Source organism: Nitrospira sp. (genome assembly GCA_029194665.1).
In the GTDB taxonomy this organism is placed as follows: domain Bacteria; phylum Nitrospirota; class Nitrospiria; order Nitrospirales; family Nitrospiraceae; genus Nitrospira_D.
The window spans coordinates 242,447-263,673 of the sequence record JARFXO010000001.1 but is presented as its reverse complement, the minus strand read 5'-3'; the positions used below and the strand labels follow the sequence as shown (position 1 = coordinate 263,673).

Here is a 21,227-nt window from a genome sequence, read left to right as displayed (position 1 = left end):
GGCCGAAGGCCATCATCGTTGGTACTTAGGTACAACAGTTGCAGACATGCCACTATAGGTAGTAAAATGAGTCACGGCTACTCAAAGGAGGATTTATTATGATGACGCAGGGTCTGAGGTTGGCTGCTGTTTTCATCATGTTCTCAGTAGTCCTTGTGATGCAGGGCTGCACAACGATGGGTCCTACCGAAGGGATTCACAAGGGCGATCATCAGAAACTTGCCAAGGACTACGCCGATCAGGCTCAGGAGTTCAGGGAGAAAGCGCAGTTCTGGGACAATCAGGCCGAGGCCTATGAGCATCACCCGGAGATCTATAATTCGACCCACATAGCCGAACAAGCAGCACATTGCCGGGAGGTTGCTCAAAACTACCGGAAAATGGCCGACGAGGCAGCAGCCCTGGCGAGCACACATGAGAACCTGACACGTCGTGGCCAAGGCCCATAGACAGCACGTCGGGAACAAACGGCTGTCCCTGTGAGCAGAGCAAAATAGGCTATGCCGAGGCCACCTATAGCCACAACTGATACAAAGGGATGCCTCGGCGGTGCTCTGGAGCTGGGATTGTCGATTAGGCAGAAGACCCTTTCCTCAGAGGAGGGAGGCATCTACGAAGATCCCCTGGCTACCGACATGGTTCGTCCTGTTGTTCCTCATGACGGTCATGGCCTGTTCGACGGGTTCACCACGCGAACTCATTGAACGCAACGATCACAGTGGACTGGCGACGTGGTACGAGCACGGGGCCCTGCGCCTGCGCAATAAGGCAGAGGAAATCCGCCAGATGGCTGAACTCTACGCAAAGCCTTCATATCGGCCTGCGCCGAGAGAGTCCAAAAGCGATTTGATCTTTCATTGCCGCCCTTTTATGGACTATTACACGAAAGCCTCCGACGAGGCGGAGGCTCTCGCCAAGCTTCATCGCGAACAGGAGCCGTCCATTCCTTGAGGATGGAATCCTGACATTCACCCAAGCCCATCTGGTTGATAAAAGATAAATGAGAAGAGACTGGTACAGGCTCCCGTCGGAGACCGTGGCGCATGACCTCGAGTCCAGCCCTGACCATGGCTTGACGGAGCCTGAAGTGGCTAGACGCCGAGCAGATGAAGGACCCAACGAATTACCTGAAGCCCCTCCTCCCTCGCTGCTAAGACTCTTTCTCGCACAATTCTCAAGTCTGATCGTTTGGGTGCTGATCGGGGCAGCCATTGTGTCTGGTTTGTTGGAAGACTGGATCGATGCGGCGGCGATTCTAGCCATCGTATTTCTCAATGGCCTGTTGGGGTTTGTGCAGGAATTTCGCGCCGAGCAATCGCTCGCGGCTCTGCGCAAGATGTCGGTCGCGAGGGCACACGTCCTTCGCGAGGGCACGCTCCAGTCGATACCGGCACGAGAACTGGTCAGAGGAGACCTGATCACCCTCGAAGCGGGCGACCGGATTCCAGCCGATGCACGCTTGCTTTACACAGCCAATTTCCAAGCTCAAGAAGCCTCACTCACCGGCGAATCGACACCAGTACAAAAGCGGGCGGAGCTGCTCGATACCACCCAGGTACCACTCGCCGATCAACGCAACATGGTCTTCATGGGCACCGTTGTCGTCTCCGGCAAGGCGCGTGGAATTGTCGTGGCGACAGGCCTTGCCACGGAGTTGGGCCGAATCGCCGCCATGATCCAGAAGGCCGCTGAGGCGGAGCGTGACGAAACACCGCTGCAACGACGGTTGGAACAATTCGGCTATACACTCCTGTGGCTGGCGCTCGGGGTGGTCACAGTTGTGTTCGCTCTCGGCTATCTCCGAGGCGAACCACTGGTTGAGATGTTTCTGATATCGGTGAGCCTCGCTGTGGCAGCTGTGCCAGAGAGCCTTCCGGCTGTCGTCACGATTACACTGGCCTTGGGCGTCACCAGGATGGCCAAGCGACATGCATTGATTCGCAAACTCCCCGCCGTCGAAACGCTGGGTTCTGCCACTGTGATCTGTACTGACAAGACCGGCACCTTGACGAAGAACGAGATGACGGTGACGAGGTTGTTTATCGACAACGACCACTTCGAAGTGACCGGCGAGGGATATGAGCCTAAGGGGGAGATTCGGAAAATCCCTGGTGGCTCAAACGTTCTGAGTGCTGAGTTTCCAAGCCAGGGATTCGACCATCACTCTGATGACTTATCACTCATGACTCAGCACTCGGCACTGTTTCCGGGCCTGCAGCAGCTGCTTACCGCCGCGGTGTTGTGCAACGGCGCGAGATTGCACCAGGAGAAAGGGGCTTGGCGGATCATCGGCGATCCGACGGAAGGCGCGCTGCTCATGGTGGCGGCGAAGGCCGGTCTCAGGAAGGCTGAGTTGGAGCTGCGAGCGCCTCTGGACAGAGAAGTGCCGTTCGATGCCGAGCGGAAAATGATGACCATCATCCGTCGAACAGAGCAGGTCCGCACAGCCTACTCCAAAGGAGCGCCCGATGTCTTGCTGAAACGTTGCATCGCACGTGTCACGCTGGATGGCTGGACCGAAGCCCTGGATGAACAGCATCGGCATTTGATCGATGAGGCCAATGCTTCGTTGGCACAACAAGCCCTTCGCGTACTGGGTGTCGCGTATAGGCCCCTTGGCCGACCGCCGAGTTCGGACGAAGAGATTGAGCGCGATTTGATCTTTCTCGGTCTCATCGCGATGAAGGATCCCTTGCGGCCCGAAGCGGCAGATGCGGTACGGCTCTGCCGGGATGCGGGCATCCGTACGGTCATGATCACTGGTGATCACAAGGAGACAGCGATCGCAATTGCTCGTGAATTAGGCCTGCATTCCTATGACGCGGTGGCGCTGTCCGGGTTAGAGCTGGACGGCTTAACCGACGAGCAATTGAGGCAACGTGTAGAGCGAATCAGCGTGTATGCCCGTGTATCGGCCGAGCACAAGCTCCGGATCGTTCAGGCCTGGAAGCGAAATGGGGCCGTTGTCGCCATGACCGGTGACGGGGTCAACGACGCGCCGGCGATCAAGGCGGCAGACATCGGTGTGGCCATGGGGATAGCCGGCACCGACGTGACAAAAGAAGCTTCGGATATGGTGGTGACAGACGATAACTTTGCTTCGATCGCCGCCGCTGTCGAGGAGGGCAGGGGCATCTTCGACAACATCAGAAAGACGGTGCATTTTCTGCTGTCGTGCAATGTGAGCGAGGTGCTCGTCATGCTGTTCGCAACTCTGTTCGGCTTGCCGCTTCCGCTCCTGCCGATACAGATTTTGTGGATGAACCTTGTGACGGACGGATTTCCTGCCCTCGCACTGGCAGTCGACCCGAAAGCGCCGGATCTGATGCAGCAGCCGCCGCGACAGACTCAGGCACGCTTGCTGGACGGTGGAAGGCTTTGGACCATCGCGGGTGAAGGCTTGATGTTGGCGGTTATCGCCCTGGGCGCGTTTTCGTACAGCCTGTTTGTCTGGCAACAGTCGATCGAACAGGCGCGGACGGTGGCGTTCGCTGTGATGGTTGCCGCTCAGTTGGTGCACGCCTTTAATTGCCGGAGTGATCGTTGGTCGCTGGTTCAAGTGGGAGTAATGACGAATCGTGCGCTTATTTGGGCTGTGCTCGTTTCTCTTGCCCTGCAAATTGCCATTCTCACGACCCCGTTTCTGCAGCCTATCTTCAAGGTCGCGCCTTTGCCGATGGAGGACTGGGAACTGCTGGTGGCTATGACGCTGATCCCATTGGTCATCATGGAGACGATCAAATGGGTCCGAAGTTGGCGGGCAATCACCGTTTAGATGGATAAAAGTGCGTGGTTCGTCCATGGAAGAGCTCCGCTGCCTCCATGACGGTCTCGCTCAGCGTAGGATGTGGGTGGATTGAGGCAGCCAGGTCTTCGGCGACGGCTCCCATTTCCACTGCCAGAACGCCTTCGGCGATCAGCTCTCCCGCACCGACTCCGCAGAGCCCTACCCCGAGGATTCTTCCGGACTCGGGATCGCAGACCAATTTGGTCAGGCCATCGTTGCGACCCACGGTGGTAGCTCGACCTGAAGCCGCCCAGGGAAAGCGCGTCACTTTTACTGCTTGTCCCGCTGCCTTGGCGGCTTCTTCGGTCAGGCCGCACCAGGCGATTTCGGGATCGGTGAAGACGACCGCCGGAATAGCGGCAGGGTCGAACGTCGCCTCTTTTCCTGCAATCACCCTGGCCGCGACCAGCCCTTCATGGGTAGCCTTGTGCGCCAGCATCGGTTCCCCGATCACGTCGCCGATTGCAAAGACGGTTGGCTCGGCCGTGCGAAGCTGTCGATCGACCTGTACGAAGCCTTTTTCAGAGACGGCGACTTTGGTATGTTCGAGTCCGAGCTGCTCCGTGTTCGCCTTGCGCCCCACGGCAACGAGGACGCGATCGAAGACCTCTAGGTTGGTTCCCTCAGGGCCCTCCAGGGTCGCAGCGATACCGTCCTCACGAACCTCTAGTGAGGCCACCTTCGTGTCCAGCTTGATGGCCTTGAATCGCCGTTGCAGTCGTTGCTGCAGAGGCCTCACGAGGTCCGGATCGGCGCCGGTGAGCAGGCGCGGCAGCATCTCAACGACCGTCACTTCTGATCCAAGGGCTTCGTACACGGTCCCCAATTCCAGTCCGATGTATCCACCGCCCACGACGAGCAATCGCCCTGGAACATCGGGCAAATCGAGCGCGCTCGTGGAATCCATCACTCGCGGATCATCGAGCTTGAGAGAATTTGGAACGACAGGACGTGAGCCGGTGGCGAGGATCGTGTGGGAACAGGAGAGCGTTCGCGTCCCGTCAGATCCGGACAACGTCAGTGTCGTCGGATTCGTGAATGTCGCTCGTGCTTGAAACACATCCACTTTACGACTGTTTGCCAACGTCCGCACACCCTTGGTCAGTTTACCGATGACGCTCCTTGTCCGATCACGGAGGGTCGCAAGCTCTATCCGAGGTTTCTCGAAACGAATTCCCCATGCTTCCCCGTCTGCTGCGTCGGTCACCAGCTTGGCTGCATGCAGCAAGGCTTTCGAGGGGATACAGCCCCGTAGTAAGCAGACGCCTCCAAGTTGCGGTTCTTGATCGATCAATGCGGTGCGGAGGCCGATATCAGCCGCGTGGAAGGCCGCGGTGTAGCCGCCGGGGCCTGCGCCGATCACCGCCACATCGTACTGCGATCCAGCCATGGAATCCTCGCATCGCTAAGTTTCGGGTGTCGAGTTTCGAATTTCGCACTTCTCGAAACTCATAACTCGAAACTGGAAACTGTTCTTCACAGTCCCAGAAACATCCCCTGGAAGTCTTCCAGCACCTTGACGATCTCGATGGTAAATCGAGCCCCGACCGCTCCATCCACCAGCCGATGATCGTAGGCCACGCAAAGTTGCAGCACACGGCGAGGCACGAATTGCCCGTCACGATACACCGGCGTCATCCTGGCCTTCCCGATGCCCAAGATACCTACTTGTGGTGTGTTGATGATTGGGGTGAACGGACCGGCGCCGAGCCCACCCATATTGCTCACGGTAAAGGTGGCGCCGCGCAACTCTTCCAGCTTGACCCCACGTGCCCGCGTGCGCTCAGCCAGATCGGCGAGCTCCAAAGAAATTTGAAACAAGTCTTTACGATCGACGTCGTGGACGACCGGCACGATCAATCCTGCCGGCGTATCCACGGCGACGCCGATATTGTAATAATCCTTGTAGATCACTTCGCCGCTGGTGAGATCGAGGGTGGCGTTCAACAGAGGATATCGCTTCAGCGCGTGGACGACGGCTTTGAGGATGAGACTGGTGAGCGTCAGCGTCGCGCCTTTCTTCTTGAATTCGAGCGCGTACCGTTTCTGCAGCTCCATCAACTCAGTGATGTCGGCCTCCTGGAACTGATGGACGTGAGGAATGGTCGTCCAAGACTGCGTCATGTTCGCCGCAATCTTCCGTCGCAGTGACGGGAGAGGCTCGCGACGCTCGTTGCCGTACGTCGTGGTGAAGACGCCGCCCGATTTAGAGGCCCCTGCGACAGAGGCAACGTCGGTACGTCTGGTTCGTTCACGAACAAACGCTTTCACATCCTCGGCGGTGATCCGGCCTCCGGCTTCCGTACCCTTCACCTGTGTCAGATCTACGGCCAATTCGCGGGCGAGCCGCCGCACCGACGGAGGCGCAGGGATGGTGGGGCCGATCGACGATGAGGGTGCCGCAGCAGTCTTGTCCTCAGGCCGTGTGAGAGACGGTTGCTCTGTTTCAGGCTGAGCTGTTGCGGATGATGCGGCCGACGGCGATTCACCCGGTTCCACGGCCTCCCCATGAGCCGATTCGACGGGCGGCGGAGGTTGCGAAGCCGGAGCAATCGCAGGCTTCTCGGACGCCGGCGACTGGGCCGACTGTTCCGCGCCATGTGCGCCCTCCAACTCGACGAGCGCTTGCCCAACCTTGACGTGATCTCCCTCCCGCACAAGCAGACGGACGACCTTTCCAGCTGCCGACGACGGCACCGGGACCGTGGCCTTGTCGGTTTCCAATTCGACCAACGATTGGCCTTCGCTGACCTGGTCGCCTTCCTGGACCAGAACCAGGACCACATCGCCGCCCTCGATCCCTTCCGCGAGAAATGGCAACTCGACTTTCATGGCTCCTTTATCGGCTGACTGTTCGGACAGTAGGCGCTCATGCCAGTCCTCAGCCCTACATCCTCCGCACCCGGTCCTCAGGACTCAACACTCAGCACTACCTCAATGTTGCCAGGGCGCTCTGTCATCCGATCGGATGCCCAGGTCTTTTGCGGCTTGGTTGACGGTCTTCGCCTCGATGGATCGATCTCGACGATGGAGAGCGTAGAGTGTCGCCACGACTAAGTGTTCGGCATCAATCTCGAAGAACCGACGCAAGGTCTTGCGGGTATCACTCCGGCCAAATCCGTCGGTACCGAGCGCAAGCAGGCCGCCCGGTATCCATGGAGCGATCTGCTCGCTGACCAAACGCACATAGTCGCTCACTGCCACGCAGGGACCATGGAACGTTTCGACAGTCTGCTGAAGATAGCTCTTTCGTTGCGGCTCTTCGGGATGCAACATGTTCCACCGCTCGGCCTCGAGCGCCCGCATCCGCAACGCCTTGTAGCTGGTGACGCTCCATACGTCTGCCGCGACACCGTAGCGTTCCAGCAGCAACACTTGTGCTTTGATCGCTTCGTTGACGAGCGGACCACTCGCCAATATCTGTGCTCGATGCCTGGCCCCCTCGGGCGCCGGTCGGAAGCGGTACATGCCTTCCAGTATGCCCTCTTCTGCGTCAGGCGGCATGGCTGGCATCGGATAGGGTTCGTTGTAGAGCGCGATGTAATACAGCCCCTCTTCCTGACTCTGGTACATGCGCCTGAGCCCATCCTGCAGGATGACGGCAAGCTCGAACATGAAAGCTGGATCGTAGACGGCGATGGTCGGATACACACCGGCCAACAGATGGCTATGTCCATCTTGATGTTGCAGGCCTTCGCCCTCCAAGGTCGTACGTCCCGCTGTGGCCCCCAGCAGAAAGCCACGAGCGCGCATGTCTGAAGCGGCCCACATCAAGTCTCCGACTCGTTGGAACCCGAACATCGAGTAATAGATGAACAAAGGGATCGTGTTGATCCCATGCGTCGCATAGGCCGTGCCGGCAGCGATGAAGGATGACATGGCACCGGCTTCGGTGATGCCTTCTTCGAGAATCTGACCGTTCGTCGCTTCGAAGTAATGGAGCAGCGAACTCTTGTCCGCCGGTTCATACAGCTGGCCGACATGCGAATAGATGCCGTATTGGCGGAAGAGCGCCTCGAGACCGAACGTGCGTGCCTCGTCTGGAATGATGGGCACGAGATTTTTCCCGAATGGCTTGTGGCCCAACAGGCGACCCAGCATGCGGGCAAAGCCCATCGTCGTGGAGAACGCCCGATCATTCGACCCTTCGAGGAACTCCTTGAACCGATCGAGGCCCGGTGTCTGCAACGGTTCAATTTTCACCTGGCGCTTCGGTAGCGAACCACCCATGGCCTTTACCCGCTCGGCGAGATAGGTCGCTTCGGGACTGCCGACCGGCGGCCGAAAAAACGGCGTCGAAGCGACTTGTTCATCCGACAGGGGCACACTGAATCGGGTACGGAACTCGCGCAACTCCTGCTCATTCATCTTTTTTTGCTGATGGGTGACGTTGCGCCCTTCCCCTGTCTCTCCCAAGCCATACCCTTTGATCGTCTTGGCGAGAATCACGGTCGGTCGGCCTCGGTGCTCCACGGCGGCTTTGTAAGCCGCGTACACTTTTCGAGGATCATGTCCGCCGCGCAGCAGTTTGTGGATTTGCTCGTCCGAATAGGATGCCACCATCTTGAGCAGCCGGGGATCGGCGCCGAAGAAATGTTTCCGGGCGAAGGCGCCACCCTCCACCGTATACTTTTGATACCAGCCGTCGACGACTTCGCCCATCCGCCTCACAAGCAGCCCTTCATCATCCTGCGCCAGCAATGGATCCCAATCGCCGCCCCAAATCACCTTGATGACGTTCCAGCCGGCGCCGTGGAAGATCGCTTCCAGTTCTTGGATGATCTTGCCGTTGCCGCGGACTGGGCCGTCCAGACGCTGAAGATTGCAATTGACGACCCACGTGAGATTGTCCAGCTGCTCGCGAGCGGCGAGCGTCAGCGCGGCGAAGCTTTCCGGCTCATCCATTTCACCGTCCCCGACGAAGGCCCATACGCGCTGGAGGCTCGTATCCTTCAGGCTGCGATCCCGCAGGTACCGGTTGAATCGCGCCTGATAGATTGACATGATCGGGCCGAGTCCCATTGACACCGTCGGAAATTCCCAGTAGTCCGGCATGAGCCAGGGATGGGGGTAGGACGACAAGCCTTTTCCGTCCGCCTCGATCTCGCGCCGGAAGTGATGGAGCGCGTCTTCCGAAAAACGACCCTCGACATAGCCACGCGCGTAGATCCCCGGGCTGGCATGGCCTTGGAAATAGACAAGGTCTCCGCGATCGGGTGAATCCTTGCCGCGCAGAAAATGGTTGAAGGCAACCTCGTACAGGGTGGCCGCCGAGGCATAGGTCGAAATATGTCCCCCGATGCCGGAATGTTCTTTATTCGCTTTGACGACCATCGCCAGGGCGTTCCACCGAACGAGGCTGCGGATGCGACGTTCAAGCTCAAGGTTGCCGGGATAAGCCGGTTCCTGGGCGACAGGAATCGTGTTCACATATGGCGTATTGAAAGGGTTGGAAATCCGTGCTCCCCGCTGGGCAAGTCGATCGCGGAGTCGCTCAAAGAGATAGGCCGCCCGCTCCACGCCGCCTGTCTCGATGACATACTCAAGCGAGTCCAGCCATTCGTGGGTTTCCTGTGGATCGCTGTCATTCTGCGGCTGCGGAGTGCAGTGGTCGCTCACTATCCAACAATCCTCTGAAATCGAGGCCCGTTAGCACGCGTTGAGCATAAGCAGGCGGATCTCTCTGATGCGACGGACAGATGTCGATAAAGCATTTTGTTATCGTGGCATTATGGTGACTATCAAGCTGATCAACGACTAGGAAATGCCCCAGAAACGCAGTCAAGAAAAGAGCCGGTCACTTCGCGAATCTTGTTCCCGCAGAAAGGATTTCTGATTGCAGTATAGTGTCATGGAGGCACTTGAATCCAGAGTCTTTTGGACGGGGAATTTCCAGGAATTGTTGCCCGGCACAAGTTCCGTCCGACAGCATGATGGCGTTTTCGTCTATTTCAGGAAAGTCTCTGCAATGTCGTCAAACATGCGAATGCAAAGCCCATCGCGGTGACTTTGGTCAAAACCGGTCCGCGGTAACGGATCCCTTTGCCAATGCATTCGCAATCCTAATTAGTGTTCCTCGATCCGATGTAAACCACGGTTAAGCCACTGGTAATTGCCCAGGAAAATCTGGTTAATTAGTCTGTCGTGTCCGCCTTTGAAGTTCTGCTCAGGATAAGCCGTCGGTGGAGGGAAATGGTCCTTTCCTTTTCCGGGTGTCACTGGCAAAGTTGTGGTGGGCACACAACGGACAAAATCAGCAAGTGAGAGGAAGTATTTGTCCAATGCGCTCTCGATGTTCACGGAGGCAGAATACCGGTGACGAGAAGGCAAAACACGGTCAGTAAGAGTCAGAGTATGGCTGATCGTACGGTAACCGTGAGCCGCCTCGAAGAGGTGGTATCGACCTCAGACGAATTCGATCAGGTCGTGTCTCAAGCGCTGCCGATGCTGCTGGATCGAGCCACGAGTGCGACGAAACGGTTCTTGCGGGAGACCGGGCAATGGAATGATGACATCGAGCATGAGAAGTTTGCGTTACGTTGGGGTTCTGAATACCTTGAACGGTTTCTGATCTGTGGGCGGACTGAGGTGCCATGTAGGCCGCTGTTTCTGCTCGACTCACTGGTAGCCAAACAGCACAGTAAACCGGATCCGTTTTGCTATCATCCGGATTTACTGAGGCCACTGGGTCGTTTTCTGGATGGGCTTACGGCGCGGGCGGTCATCAGCCGCGACGCGCTCATCGCGCTGTATCGCCACTGCTATGGATGGGGCGCGGGGGAGGTGATCGCGGCGACCGGACTCAATGGGTTGGAGAGCCAACGCATCTATAAAAATTTTCGCCGGTGGCGTGAGAGCGGCTGGCAACGCACCATTGACGAAATGGGCATGACTGAAGGCGAACTCAAAGAACTCGGCAACCGGCAGCAGCGTCAGACGCAACGATTCAACGACGAGGCGGAGCGGCTGATCCGAGTTGCTCAGGCTCACTACCGAAAGAGTGAACCGGACCATTATCCTTGTCTTTCGCGATCTCAATGGGGGGAGATGTTTGCCGAAGGCTATGGCTGCGATTATCGGATTTGGCATCTGGCGCTTTGCCTCGATTGCATGCAAACGGCCTGGGGGTTGGGATCCAGCGGATCGGCGATCGGCGAGAAGCCGCGTCTTGAATTGCAGGTGCGACCCTAAAGATGGTCAAGCGCGTAATGGACGTATTGGATACGTGAATCGTGCGCTTGTAAGAACAAGAGAAACTAAGGGGGGATTTAGGGAGGATATATGGGTCAGGTAGGGGATCTGGAACGATATCGATCGCGACTCCTTGAATCATTGAAGGACCGATCCAGCCGCGCTCTGCGGGCGTCATCGGACCCCATTCAGGTTTATGTCAACGAACGTCGGGTCGGAGAGCTTGAAGGAACGGGAGTCGGTGCGATGTTGCACGTTCAGTGTCTCGATCACATCGAGACGGTACAACTTCGCACCGAAGACGGAACTCTCCTGGGAGGGCTCGCTGCCCCCGAGTATGGATTTAGAAAGGATCGTGTCCGGCTTTCCGCTGCTACGGTCGAGCTCTCTGTTCACAATATGGCACAAGGGGCAGCGCTCAGTGCGCTGTTCATGCCTGCACCGAGTTTTTGGAGTCGAGCCTGGAGGGGCCTCGCTGAGGCTGCCGACAAATTGGTAGCCAGCCGTCCGGATACAGCGTTCGCACATGGGATCCGAACGGTCGCCTTCACACAAGCGTTATTGGCAGTTGCTGTCGTAGGATTGGTCGCCGACCGAATGACGACGTGGATGATGCCTAATCCCATGCCGCCTCCGGTTGTCGAGTCCGAAGCTCTCCCTGCCTCCCAGACGGTTGAAACCGCAAAACTCGAGCAGCAGCTGGACGAGGTTGCGCGGATGCAGGAGAAGCTCGGAGAGGCATTGGGGTCACAGCAGAAAGGCATGGCGCAACTGCAGCAAGCCATGGCCAAACTGTCGTCGACGCAGGAATCCGTCGAGACGAGTGTGCAGACCGTCAGGCAAGAGCTGGAAAAGCAGCAGGCAGTGGTGGCTAACCGGGAAGTTGAACGAACGGTGAACCAACCATCGAACAAGGCCTCGTTGAGGCATGGACAGATCGAAACAGCGATCCATAGCCTCACCGTGGACAACGATCGAATGTCTAAAGAGATCGCCGGACTGGAACAGTACAATCAAGACCTGAAGAATAAGTTGCTTGCGGCCGGTCTCAACCCCTCGAAAGGTGTCGATTCGCAAGAGGACAGGCTACTGGCACGGCCAGCAGCGGTGATGCAACCGGCTCAACAGTCGCAGGTGGCTCAGGGGTCGCAGAATGGTCAAGCCCAACCTTTTCTCTTCTGGGTTACGTTCAGCGATGGGACGAGCCAAGAGCGTATCGACCAATGGGTACATGAAATGAAGGGGCATAAGGGGGCACTCAACGAAGGCTGGCAGGAAGTGGAGATTGTTCCTCCAGCGGTCCCGCCCGATCGTTTCTTGGAGCAGATCAAAGAAGACAAAATCATAAAGGCCGCGCGAATGGGCCAGTAGGAGTACCCCCAGAAGAGAGCCTTTCCTATTCTCGTCGGTTCGCACCCGATACGTCGCAGGAACAGACGAACAGGAAGGTGGGCCGTCTGATCTGGAAGGGACTAGCACGCAATCTCTATCGGCAAAATGCATCGGGTCACGTCAAGTCGGCTGGGCGACGCACATTTATCCGAGTGAGTGCCGGCCATGAAGCTCAATGTCCAGTCAAGCAGCCTCAAGTGGACATATGTTGCTCCAGTCACGGGAGTTTTGTCCGTTGAGTCGAACGCGAGTGAATGAGTAGCATGAGGATTGTGAGCGAGAGCACGATTAGGTATCGGATAACCGTGGGTCGAAACACCCCAGCAATTGTTTCACTTCCAGCCGATCAGCGGACAGTTGTTTTCAAACCGGTCCGCATAGTGCATTAACCATCACAAGCCGACGACTGAACCAAGCAGTCGATCTGCAAAGGGAAGAGAAAGGAATGCTCAATGAGAATCGCACAAGTGGCCCCGCTGTGGGAGAGTGTCCCGCCCAAACTTTACGGGGGAACCGAACGAATCGTTTCGTACATTACGGAGGAGTTGGTTGCCCTGGGGCATGACGTCACGCTGTTTGCCAGCGGTGATTCAGAGACGACCGCGCGGCTTGAAGCAATCTGCCCACAAGCTCTCCGCTTGAATACCGGTATCTTCAACCGGGACGCTCCGTTGATGATGCTGCAGGAACGAGGCCTTGGCGCGGCGAGGGGATTCGACATTATTCATTCACACTTGGATTTCATCGGATTCCCGCTGGCACGGAGAAACAGCATCCCGGTGGTAACCACCCTGCACGGACGTCAGGATCTTCCGGAATTGGAGCCGGTCTTCCGTGAATTTTCTGAAATGCCCTTGGTGTCCATTTCGGACGCTCAACGTAAACCTCTGCCTTGGGCCAACTGGGCGGGAACTGTCCACCATGGCCTCCCTCGCAATCTCTACAGGTTTCATCCAAAGCATCAAGGATATCTGGCCTTTCTAGGTCGCATCTCCCCGGAAAAGCGTCCGGACCAAGCGATTGAAATCGCTAAACGCACCGGCCTTCCCCTGCGGATTGCGGCGAAGGTCGATCCTGCGGACCGAACCTATTTCGAAGCCGAGATCGAACCGTTGCTCAACCACCCCTTGATTGAGTTCCTCGGAGAGATCTCCGATGCCGAGAAGAATGAATTTCTCGGCAATGCGATGGCCTTGGTGTGTCCCTACGATTGGCCGGAGCCTTTCGGATTGGTGTTGATCGAAGCCCTGGCATGCGGAACCCCGGTACTGGCCTACCGACGTGGATCGATTCCTGAAATCCTCGATCATGGTGTCACCGGCTTTATTTGTGAGACTGTAGCCGAGCTGGAGGATGCAGTCGGACAGATTCCACTCATCGATCGGCGCCTCTGCCGCGCTGCCTTTGACGAGCGGTTTACTGCTGATCGGATGGCGCGCGACTATGTCGCGCTGTATGAACGGCTCCTCGAAGATGAGGCTGTTCAAGCCACGCAAGCCTTCGCCTCCGAGCAACACAAGATTTTTGGGCGAGGCAGACATGTCTGACGTACTTGCTGATTCAAAAGAGACCGGTTCCACTCCAAGCCGTGCTCGAGGCTGGGAGTTAGTCAGAAGCAGGGACTTCGGATTTTTGTTCGCCGGCCAGACGATCTCTCAGATCGGCGACAGTCTCAATAAGGTAGCGTTGCTCTGGTTTGTGTACGAGATGACCGGGTCGGCGCTCAAGATGACGATGGTTGGACTGCTTCAAACGCTGCCGCCCTTGCTGTTTGGACCACTGATCGGTGTGTATCTGGATCGCGTTCGAAAAAAACCGGTGATGATCGGGGTCGATCTGCTTCGGACCTTGATGGTTCTACTGATCCCGTTGCTCTATACCATGGGAGCCTTGACGCTCGATCGGCTCTATTTCCTCGTGTTTGCCACCGCCATCTTTTCCACGGTCTTCGGTCCTGCCTTGACCTCGGCGGTTCCTCTCATTGTGCCAAAGGATCGGCTTATTGCCGCCAATGCGCTCATGCAGACGACAACCAATGTTGGGCTTCTTGTGGGTCCCGCCGTCAGCGGCCTCGGCATCGCGCTCATCGGCGCCCACAATGTGCTCTACGTAAACGCAGTCACGTTTTTCATCTCGGCCCTCTGCTTGTTCCCCATTCGGATGCACGAAACGCTCAAGGGCGGGCGCACAGAGGGTAAAGGATTGACGGAAGACATCACAAGTGACTTGCTGGCGGGTTTTCGCTTCGTCTTCGTCGAGCAGAAGACCGTCCTGCTCCTCATGTTGACGGCCACCCTCTATAGCGTCGGCATCAGTGCCTTTATCTTTCTGCTGCCGGTCTTTGCCAAAGACGTGCTTGGAGTTGGTCCAATCCAACTCGGGTGGCTGTGGTCGGCGCTCGGAGTCGGGATGCTGCTTGCCTCCCTTAGCCTGACATCGATCACGCAGGGAGATGTGTCTTGGCGTTTGCGGTTCATGTCCGGGGCATTGGCCATCGGTGGTCTTGCCATCGCAGCGCTCGGTTTCCTCGAAGCTCCTGTCGTGGCCGGTGCCCTGATCGCGGTGATCGGAGGAAGCACGGCCATGTTTACTCCGTTGGTATGGACGATGCTCCAAGAATTGACCCCGGCCCATCTCCTAGGCCGAGTCTTCACGAGCTTCGCCACGGGAGGAATGGCATCATCCATGGCCGGTATGGCTGGTTTTGGATGGGCTGCCGATACGATCGGTCCGGCAGCGAGCCTAGGTGGAATCAGCCTCATTCTTCTTATGACGGCTGCTACTGCATGGTTGTTCAGCTTTTACAAGTCGCCCACAGGGAGCTTGGTCGTTTCTACACCCGGTTCCTTTGCCTCCTGACCTACCACCGTCCAATTCGTAGCAACACTGACGCATCGAAGCGGGAGCGGCCCCTTGGATTTCAAGGGGCCATCTCGGTTCGTGGATATCCGTGGATAGATGACACGAAGGCCGTCGCGAGCTAGAATGACCGTTCACGAGGAGGTCTCTTGGATGACCAAGCCCCCACGAGCGCTGATCATACTGAGTATGAGTCTGTTCTTGCTTGAGCTGGTTAGTGCTGGTTCGACTGCGGCGGAGCCACAAGAAAAGGAAGCTGCACCCGAGAAACATGCACCACGTCCACAACCGCCCCCGGCCGCTTCCGACAGTCAGCCGTTGCCTGCAAAGCCATCGGCGGAAGGGAAGCCGCAGTCCCAGCCCGGTCCCCCCGCCAAGTCGGACCCAGCCGAGCACAAAGAAGCACCGCCGGAGAAGGCCGTGCCACGTCTCCAACAGGCCCCAGCCACTTCCGAGGGGCAGCCTGCGCCGCACAAGCCATCAGGCGACACGAAGCCGCAGTCCCAACCCAGTCCCCCCGCCAAGTCGGACTTACCGTCGGTTGAGTCCGAGAGCAAAGAGAAGGAACCGGTCGTCAAGAAGCCCCTGGGTTCACTGATCTTGTCGGTTAAGCTTGCGCTGATGGGGGATTCACGGCTTTTCCACTACGAGATTGAAGTTGAAGACGATCAGCAAACCGTGACCCTGACAGGACGTGTCTCGACCGAAGAAGAAAAAACAACCGCGACAGAAATTGCGCAAGTCGTCCCAGGCGTCAAGACCGTGGTCAACAAGCTTGCCGTCGAGAAAGACCTCGCGAAAGCGCTGTTGAAAAAACAGGATGAAATCCTCACCACCTTGATCAAAGAACGTTTCTCCAAAAGCGCCACCTTAAAAGCAGCCAACTTCGAGGTGAAGACTGAGGACGGTGTCGTCCAGCTCAACGGAACGGTCCGTTTCCAGGTCATCGTCCTGGAAGCTGCGGAGGCTGCCCGTCAAGTGCCCGGCGTTCGTGCCGTGAACACCGAGAGGATACGGCTGGAGGGCGAGAGCTGATGCAAGGCCGATCCGGCCGCTTGCCTTACGCTGCCTCTGTAGTGGAGAACGCAGACCACATCGCAGCCCAGGATCGTCCGCTGCTTCTGACTCGCGATTTTGGGCTTGTCTGGTCTGGGCAACTTATCTCGCAGATCGGCGACGGGGTCTCCAAGCTGGCGCTTCTGTGGTTTGTCTATGCCGTCACCGGATCGCCGCTCAAGACATCTGTAATCGGTCTGCTACAGACGATCCCCCCGATCGTGCTGGGTCCGATCATCGGTGTGTATGTCGATCGACTCCCGAAGAAGCTCCTGCTGATCACCAGCGATGTGCTACGTGCCGTATTGATTGGGTTGATTCCCTGCCTGATCCCAGTGGAATCCTTTACGGTATCTGTCCTCTACGCGTTGGTCCTCCTCCACGCGATTGCCACGGCGGTGTTCGGCCCGGCTCTCACCGCCGCCATCCCAGGGTTTGTCCCTAAAACGCAGTTCACGGCCGCCAACGCGCTCCTCCAAAGCACGACCAGCCTTGGCATTGTTTTTGGTCCTGCGCTGAGCGGCTTAGGCATTGCCGCCTACGGGTCACAAGAAGTCTTATGCCTCAACGCAGCGACCTACTTGATATCGGCTGCGTGCCTGACGTTGGTCCGTTTTGCCAAACCTATCGCAAGTTCCACGTCACCCGCTTCTACCCCGACCATGCTGCAGGATCTGATCGAAGGCTTTCGTTATGGAGTCGTTACCCAGCCGAGACTGTTGCTCTTGACCGGTACGGCAGTCCTGTATACCTTCGGCACTAGTGCGTTGACCGCTCTCTTGCCGGTGTTCGCGCGGAAAATGCTTGGATTGGGTCCGGTCGAGGTCGGCTATTTATGGTCGGCGCTCGGCGTTGGATTGCTACTGACGTCGATCGGGCTTTTGTGGGTGACTGATTGGATGGTTAAAGATCGGATGCATCTGATTGTGGGCGCCAGTGTGTTGAGCGGCGCCGCACTCTGTGCGCTGACGCAGACGCTCGACCCATACCTCGCCGGTGTCTTCATGGGAATAGTCGGCTGCGGTATGGGTGCATTTACTCCGATAGCCTGGGGTATTATCCAAGAGCTTTCGCCGACTCAGATGATCGGACGGCTGTTGGGACTCTATGGGACCGGAGCCATGACTGCTGCCATTGGGGGAATCTCGGCCTTCGGATGGATCACGGAACGACAGGGCCCTGAGACAGGCTTACTCGGGATCGCTCTAGTGCTGTTGATCACAGCGTTGGCCGCCACACGAATGAGTCGAGCAAGTGCCGGAGGATAAAGGAAACGATTCATGAACGATGTGATCCGATTGAAAGATCAATATTACATCCTCGCCTCATCATCACTGGCCGACGGTCGGACGGAAGTGTTGAAGCAGGGTGAGACCTTCGCGTTGTTCGATCGGTACGGTGACTTTCATCAAGTGCTACCTGGGCCGCAAGGTCTCTATCATGAGGGCACGCGCTTCCTATCCCGATTCGAGCTTTCGCTCGGTGGGCAGCGCCCGATGTTCCTTAGCGCTGTGGTAAAGGAAGACAATGCGCTCATTCGTATTGATCTTACCAACCCAGACTTGATCGACGGACAACGGCGGGTGCCGCGAGGCACGCTCCATCTATGCCGCACGCGGTTTCTCTGGCAAGGGACCTGTTACGAACGCATCCGCGTTCAGAATTACGGAGATAGGAAATTTCCGCTCTTGCTCGCGATGGCAATGGATACGGATTTCGCCGACCTCTTCGAAGCGAGAGGCCATCGGCGACCCCGTCGCGGACGGCGGCTCAACACCATTCGATCGAAGGCGGGGCTGGTGCTTGGGTACAAAGGACTCGATGAGACCATCCGCCGAACCTCTATCCGGTGCTCTCCATCGCCTAAACGGGTCGCGCCTGATGGATTCACGATCGAGGCGAACGTTCCTCCGCACGCCAACATGACGTGGGAGATCTCGATTTCATGTGAAATCACCCAGCGACGGACTCAGGTATTTCTCTCCTACGACCGTGCCAACCGTGAGGCGGATCGTTCGTTACAGAGAGCCAAGGCCTCTGATGCCCACATCTACACGTCGAATGAGCAATTCAATCATTGGTTGAACCGGTCGATGGCCGACCTCCACATGCTGATCTCGGAGACAGCACAGGGATTTTATCCCTATGCCGGTGTTCCTTGGTTCAGCGTCCCGTTCGGACGGGACGGTATTATTACGGCGTTGCAGATGCTGTGGATGAATCCTGGTCTCGCTCGAGGAGTTCTTGGCTTTCTGGCCTCGACTCAGGCAACGGAGAATCGATCGGAACAAGACGCAGAGGTCGGGAAGATTTTGCATGAGACACGTCAGGGGGAGATGGCGGCTCTCGGGGAAGTTCCATTCGGCAGATATTACGGGAGCGTCGACGCCACGCCGTTGTTCATCGTTCTCGCTGGCGCGTACTACGAACGAAGCGGCGACCGGCGGTTTCTCGCAACTCTCTGGCCGCATATTCGGCTAGCCCTGCAGTGGATCGATCAGTACGGTGATCCAACCAGCATGGGGTTCACAACCTATGCTCGGCGGACCGACAAGGGACTGGTGCACCAAGGATGGAAAGACTCCCACGATGCCATTTTTCACGCCGACGGGGCAGCTGTAGACGGGCCGATTGCGCTGTGTGAGGTCCAGGCTTACGTATATCGAGCCAAACGAACGGCGGCGGACTTGGCTCGGCTTCTGGGAGATCTCGACCATGCCGATCGATTGCTGAAAGAAGCGGACTCCCTTCGAGATCGATTCGAGCGGGCGTTCTGGTGCGAGGAGCTGGACTCGTATGCACTTGCTTTGGACGGACGGGGGCAGCCTTGCCGTACACGATCATCAAACGCTGGTCACTGCCTCTATGGCGGCATTGCCGGGGAAGAACGTGGGGCACGTACGGCACGCTCACTGTTGAGTGAGGAGTTTTTCAGTGGATGGGGCATCCGCACGATCGCGACCTCGGAGGCGCGGTACAACCCGATGTCCTACCATAACGGGTCGGTGTGGCCTCACGACAACGCCATCATCGCAGCCGGCATGGCGGCTTACGGCTATAAGCAAGGCGCGATGAAGGTCTTGACCGGCATCTTCGACGCCAGCCTCTTTCTCGAACTGCATCGGTTGCCGGAATTGTTCTGCGGCTTCCCTCGGCGGCCTGGGGAAAGCCCCACACTCTATCCGACTGCCTGTTCTCCGCAAGCCTGGGCCGCCGGTTCCGGCTTCCTGCTGCTTCAAGCCTGTCTGGGCTTACAAATCGACGCACCGCATCGGCTGGTGAGTTTCGTCCGTCCTGTGTTACCGCCGTTCCTTGAGCGAGTGGAGATTCGGAACCTCTCCGTCGGAACCGCGCGTCTCGACCTCGTGCTCGATCGCTATGAGAATGAAGTGGCCTTGAGAGTGGCCCGTCGCATCGGTGAGGTAGAAGTCGTCATCACGATATAGATGAGCCTTCGATTGGCTCCCTTCAAAAGCGCAAGACAGACCCTTGGTAGGGCTCATGGACCAACGGTTGTAATTCACCGATGAATGCGCCACGCCACGAGCTCAGCGTCAGGTATAGATGCGACCGATCGCCGGCCCCCATCGCTTGTCTCTGGCGGCAACATCTTTGATTCCAGGCTGTGGCCACCTCCATCTGCCTCGTCGTGGCGATACTTCCCTGGCTGCACCAGCTGGCCTCCACTCCGCTGATACGGTATGCGCCAGCATCCTACGATGTCCTGCCGAGAAACCTGGGCCGATCCCTGACGGAGACCATCTTCACTAGGTCTCGTATGGAGAGCACCCCGACGATCTTTCCCTTCTCCGTTACAGTCAGGTGACGCACTCCCTGTTCTGCCATGACTTTACTGGCATCGCGTACAGTGCGATTGACATCGATGCTCAGTAGAGGGGAGCTCATCACGGCGCTGACGTGAGTGCTGCCTGCATCCCGATTGGCGGCAAGTCCTTTCCGGACCACATCGCGCTCGGTCACTATCCCGACGATTTCGCCCGCTTCGATCGTCAGCAGTGACCCGATCCGTTTCTCGCTCATCAGCTGAGCTGCATCGAGAACAGACGCGTCACTAGGGATCGTCACGAATGTGGTCGCCATCAAGACGCTCAGCGGGCGGTACACCTTGTCGAGTTCGCAGACGGGACCGCTCTCCGCATCCACAAACGATCGCACCAGGTCCCGCACCGACATGATCCCGACGATCTCACCAGCCTCCACCACACAGAGGTGACGTACATGATTGGTTTCCATCAAATGGCTGGCATCCAACATAGGGCGATCTCCTTGGATCGTCAAAATTGGGCTGGCCATCACGCGATCCACCATCGTAACTGTGGGGTCTAATCCCCTCGCAAGCACTTTCCGCACAAGATCCGTTTCCGTCATGATCCCGAACGGTCCTCGTTTGGGATCATCCGATTCCACTAACAGGCAGCCGATCCCCTTGACACGCATGCGCTCAGCAGCACCCGCTGTCGTCGTCTCTTGTGGAATCACCTCTAGATAGCGATGCATAAAATCTTTAACGGCCCCACCCCCAAACTCACTCATTGCACCTCCTTGTTCCATGAATTGGTTGTATGTTCGTTCAAGGAATGCTCCTGTCCTCCTCCGCTCAGAATCGATTGCGACCACTATACCCGATTACAAGGGAGCCCGCACAGACAGAAGTGTGCCGCCATGAGGGAAGTCGCCAATCGAAGGCCAAAGACGTAAGCTCTGGCCCATCAACCTGATGGGCGGGAAGGCGTGCCGTTCATTGACACTGCGTTGCACATGACATCAGATGCCAGGCGTCGCATCGACCGCAGGATTGCACCAGACGCCTCACATGCCCTCTTCAGTTACAGATATTTGTCCTAGGGCTGTTCCTAGTATCATTAGGAAACAGTAGATCCTATATCCTTCACATTCTACAGTTCATCGAATGCTCTGCTAT

14 protein-coding genes are annotated in these 21,227 nt (G+C 57.4%); 10 read left to right on the top strand and 4 right to left on the bottom strand.

The genetic code is table 11. The features are described from left to right. Positions 1-98: 98 nt before the first annotated feature. From P0119_01220 to P0119_01210, 3 genes are all read left to right on the top strand, one after another. Positions 99-449, top strand: coding sequence for a hypothetical protein (locus tag P0119_01220; GenBank protein MDF0664671.1), 351 nt, complete (start codon positions 99-101; stop codon positions 447-449). Between the two features lie 217 nt (positions 450-666). Continuing rightward, positions 667-951: a hypothetical protein gene (locus P0119_01215; protein MDF0664670.1), complete on the top strand. Its 285-nt coding sequence runs from the start codon at positions 667-669 to the stop codon at positions 949-951. Between the two features lie 49 nt (positions 952-1,000). Next, the gene (locus P0119_01210) at positions 1,001-3,775 is read left to right on the top strand and encodes a cation-translocating P-type ATPase (protein MDF0664669.1); all 2,775 of its coding nucleotides are present in this window, start codon (positions 1,001-1,003) and stop codon (positions 3,773-3,775) included. Here P0119_01210 and lpdA read toward each other — a convergent pair. The 3 genes from lpdA to aceE form a co-directional block, all read right to left on the bottom strand. Beyond that, positions 3,765-5,177 (bottom strand): dihydrolipoyl dehydrogenase, encoded by a 1,413-nt coding sequence (gene lpdA, locus P0119_01205; protein ID MDF0664668.1) that lies wholly within the window; start codon positions 5,175-5,177, stop codon positions 3,765-3,767. The two genes, P0119_01210 and lpdA, sit on opposite strands and share 11 nt — an antisense overlap. Positions 5,178-5,263: 86 nt before the next feature. After that, positions 5,264-6,619, bottom strand: a complete 1,356-nt coding sequence (locus P0119_01200; protein MDF0664667.1) for a dihydrolipoamide acetyltransferase family protein — start codon at positions 6,617-6,619, stop codon at positions 5,264-5,266. A gap of 102 nt (positions 6,620-6,721) precedes the next feature. Then, positions 6,722-9,406, bottom strand: a complete 2,685-nt coding sequence (gene aceE, locus P0119_01195; GenBank protein MDF0664666.1) for a pyruvate dehydrogenase (acetyl-transferring), homodimeric type — start codon at positions 9,404-9,406, stop codon at positions 6,722-6,724. Between the two features lie 735 nt (positions 9,407-10,141). On the opposite strand from aceE, the gene P0119_01190 reads away from it, so the two are divergent. The 7 genes from P0119_01190 (at position 10,142) to P0119_01160 (ending at position 19,731) form a co-directional block, all read left to right on the top strand. Then, the gene (locus P0119_01190; GenBank protein MDF0664665.1) at positions 10,142-10,978 is read left to right on the top strand and encodes a hypothetical protein; all 837 of its coding nucleotides are present in this window, start codon (positions 10,142-10,144) and stop codon (positions 10,976-10,978) included. A 90-nt stretch (positions 10,979-11,068) separates the two neighbouring features. Continuing rightward, positions 11,069-12,349: a hypothetical protein gene (locus tag P0119_01185; GenBank protein MDF0664664.1), complete on the top strand. Its 1,281-nt coding sequence runs from the start codon at positions 11,069-11,071 to the stop codon at positions 12,347-12,349. A 473-nt stretch (positions 12,350-12,822) separates the two neighbouring features. Next, a complete protein-coding gene (locus P0119_01180; GenBank protein ID MDF0664663.1) occupies positions 12,823-13,917 on the top strand; it encodes a glycosyltransferase family 4 protein in 1,095 nt (364 codons plus the stop codon). After that, the gene (locus P0119_01175; GenBank protein ID MDF0664662.1) at positions 13,910-15,229 is read left to right on the top strand and encodes an MFS transporter; all 1,320 of its coding nucleotides are present in this window, start codon (positions 13,910-13,912) and stop codon (positions 15,227-15,229) included. The genes P0119_01180 and P0119_01175 overlap by 8 nt, the downstream gene beginning before the upstream one ends. A gap of 153 nt (positions 15,230-15,382) precedes the next feature. Next, positions 15,383-16,264 carry a BON domain-containing protein gene (locus P0119_01170; protein ID MDF0664661.1) on the top strand — a complete coding sequence of 294 codons (882 nt, stop codon included), beginning with the start codon at positions 15,383-15,385 and terminating at the stop codon, positions 16,262-16,264. Continuing rightward, positions 16,264-17,553 carry an MFS transporter gene (locus P0119_01165; protein MDF0664660.1) on the top strand — a complete coding sequence of 430 codons (1,290 nt, stop codon included), beginning with the start codon at positions 16,264-16,266 and terminating at the stop codon, positions 17,551-17,553. The genes P0119_01170 and P0119_01165 overlap by 1 nt, the downstream gene beginning before the upstream one ends. Positions 17,554-17,565: 12 nt before the next feature. Then, the gene (locus P0119_01160) at positions 17,566-19,731 is read left to right on the top strand and encodes an amylo-alpha-1,6-glucosidase (GenBank protein MDF0664659.1); all 2,166 of its coding nucleotides are present in this window, start codon (positions 17,566-17,568) and stop codon (positions 19,729-19,731) included. 268 nt (positions 19,732-19,999) lie between these two features. Here the strand turns inward: P0119_01160 and P0119_01155 are convergent, their stop codons facing one another. Then, positions 20,000-20,839 carry a CBS domain-containing protein gene (locus P0119_01155; GenBank protein MDF0664658.1) on the bottom strand — a complete coding sequence of 280 codons (840 nt, stop codon included), beginning with the start codon at positions 20,837-20,839 and terminating at the stop codon, positions 20,000-20,002. Positions 20,840-21,227: the final 388 nt, after the last annotated feature.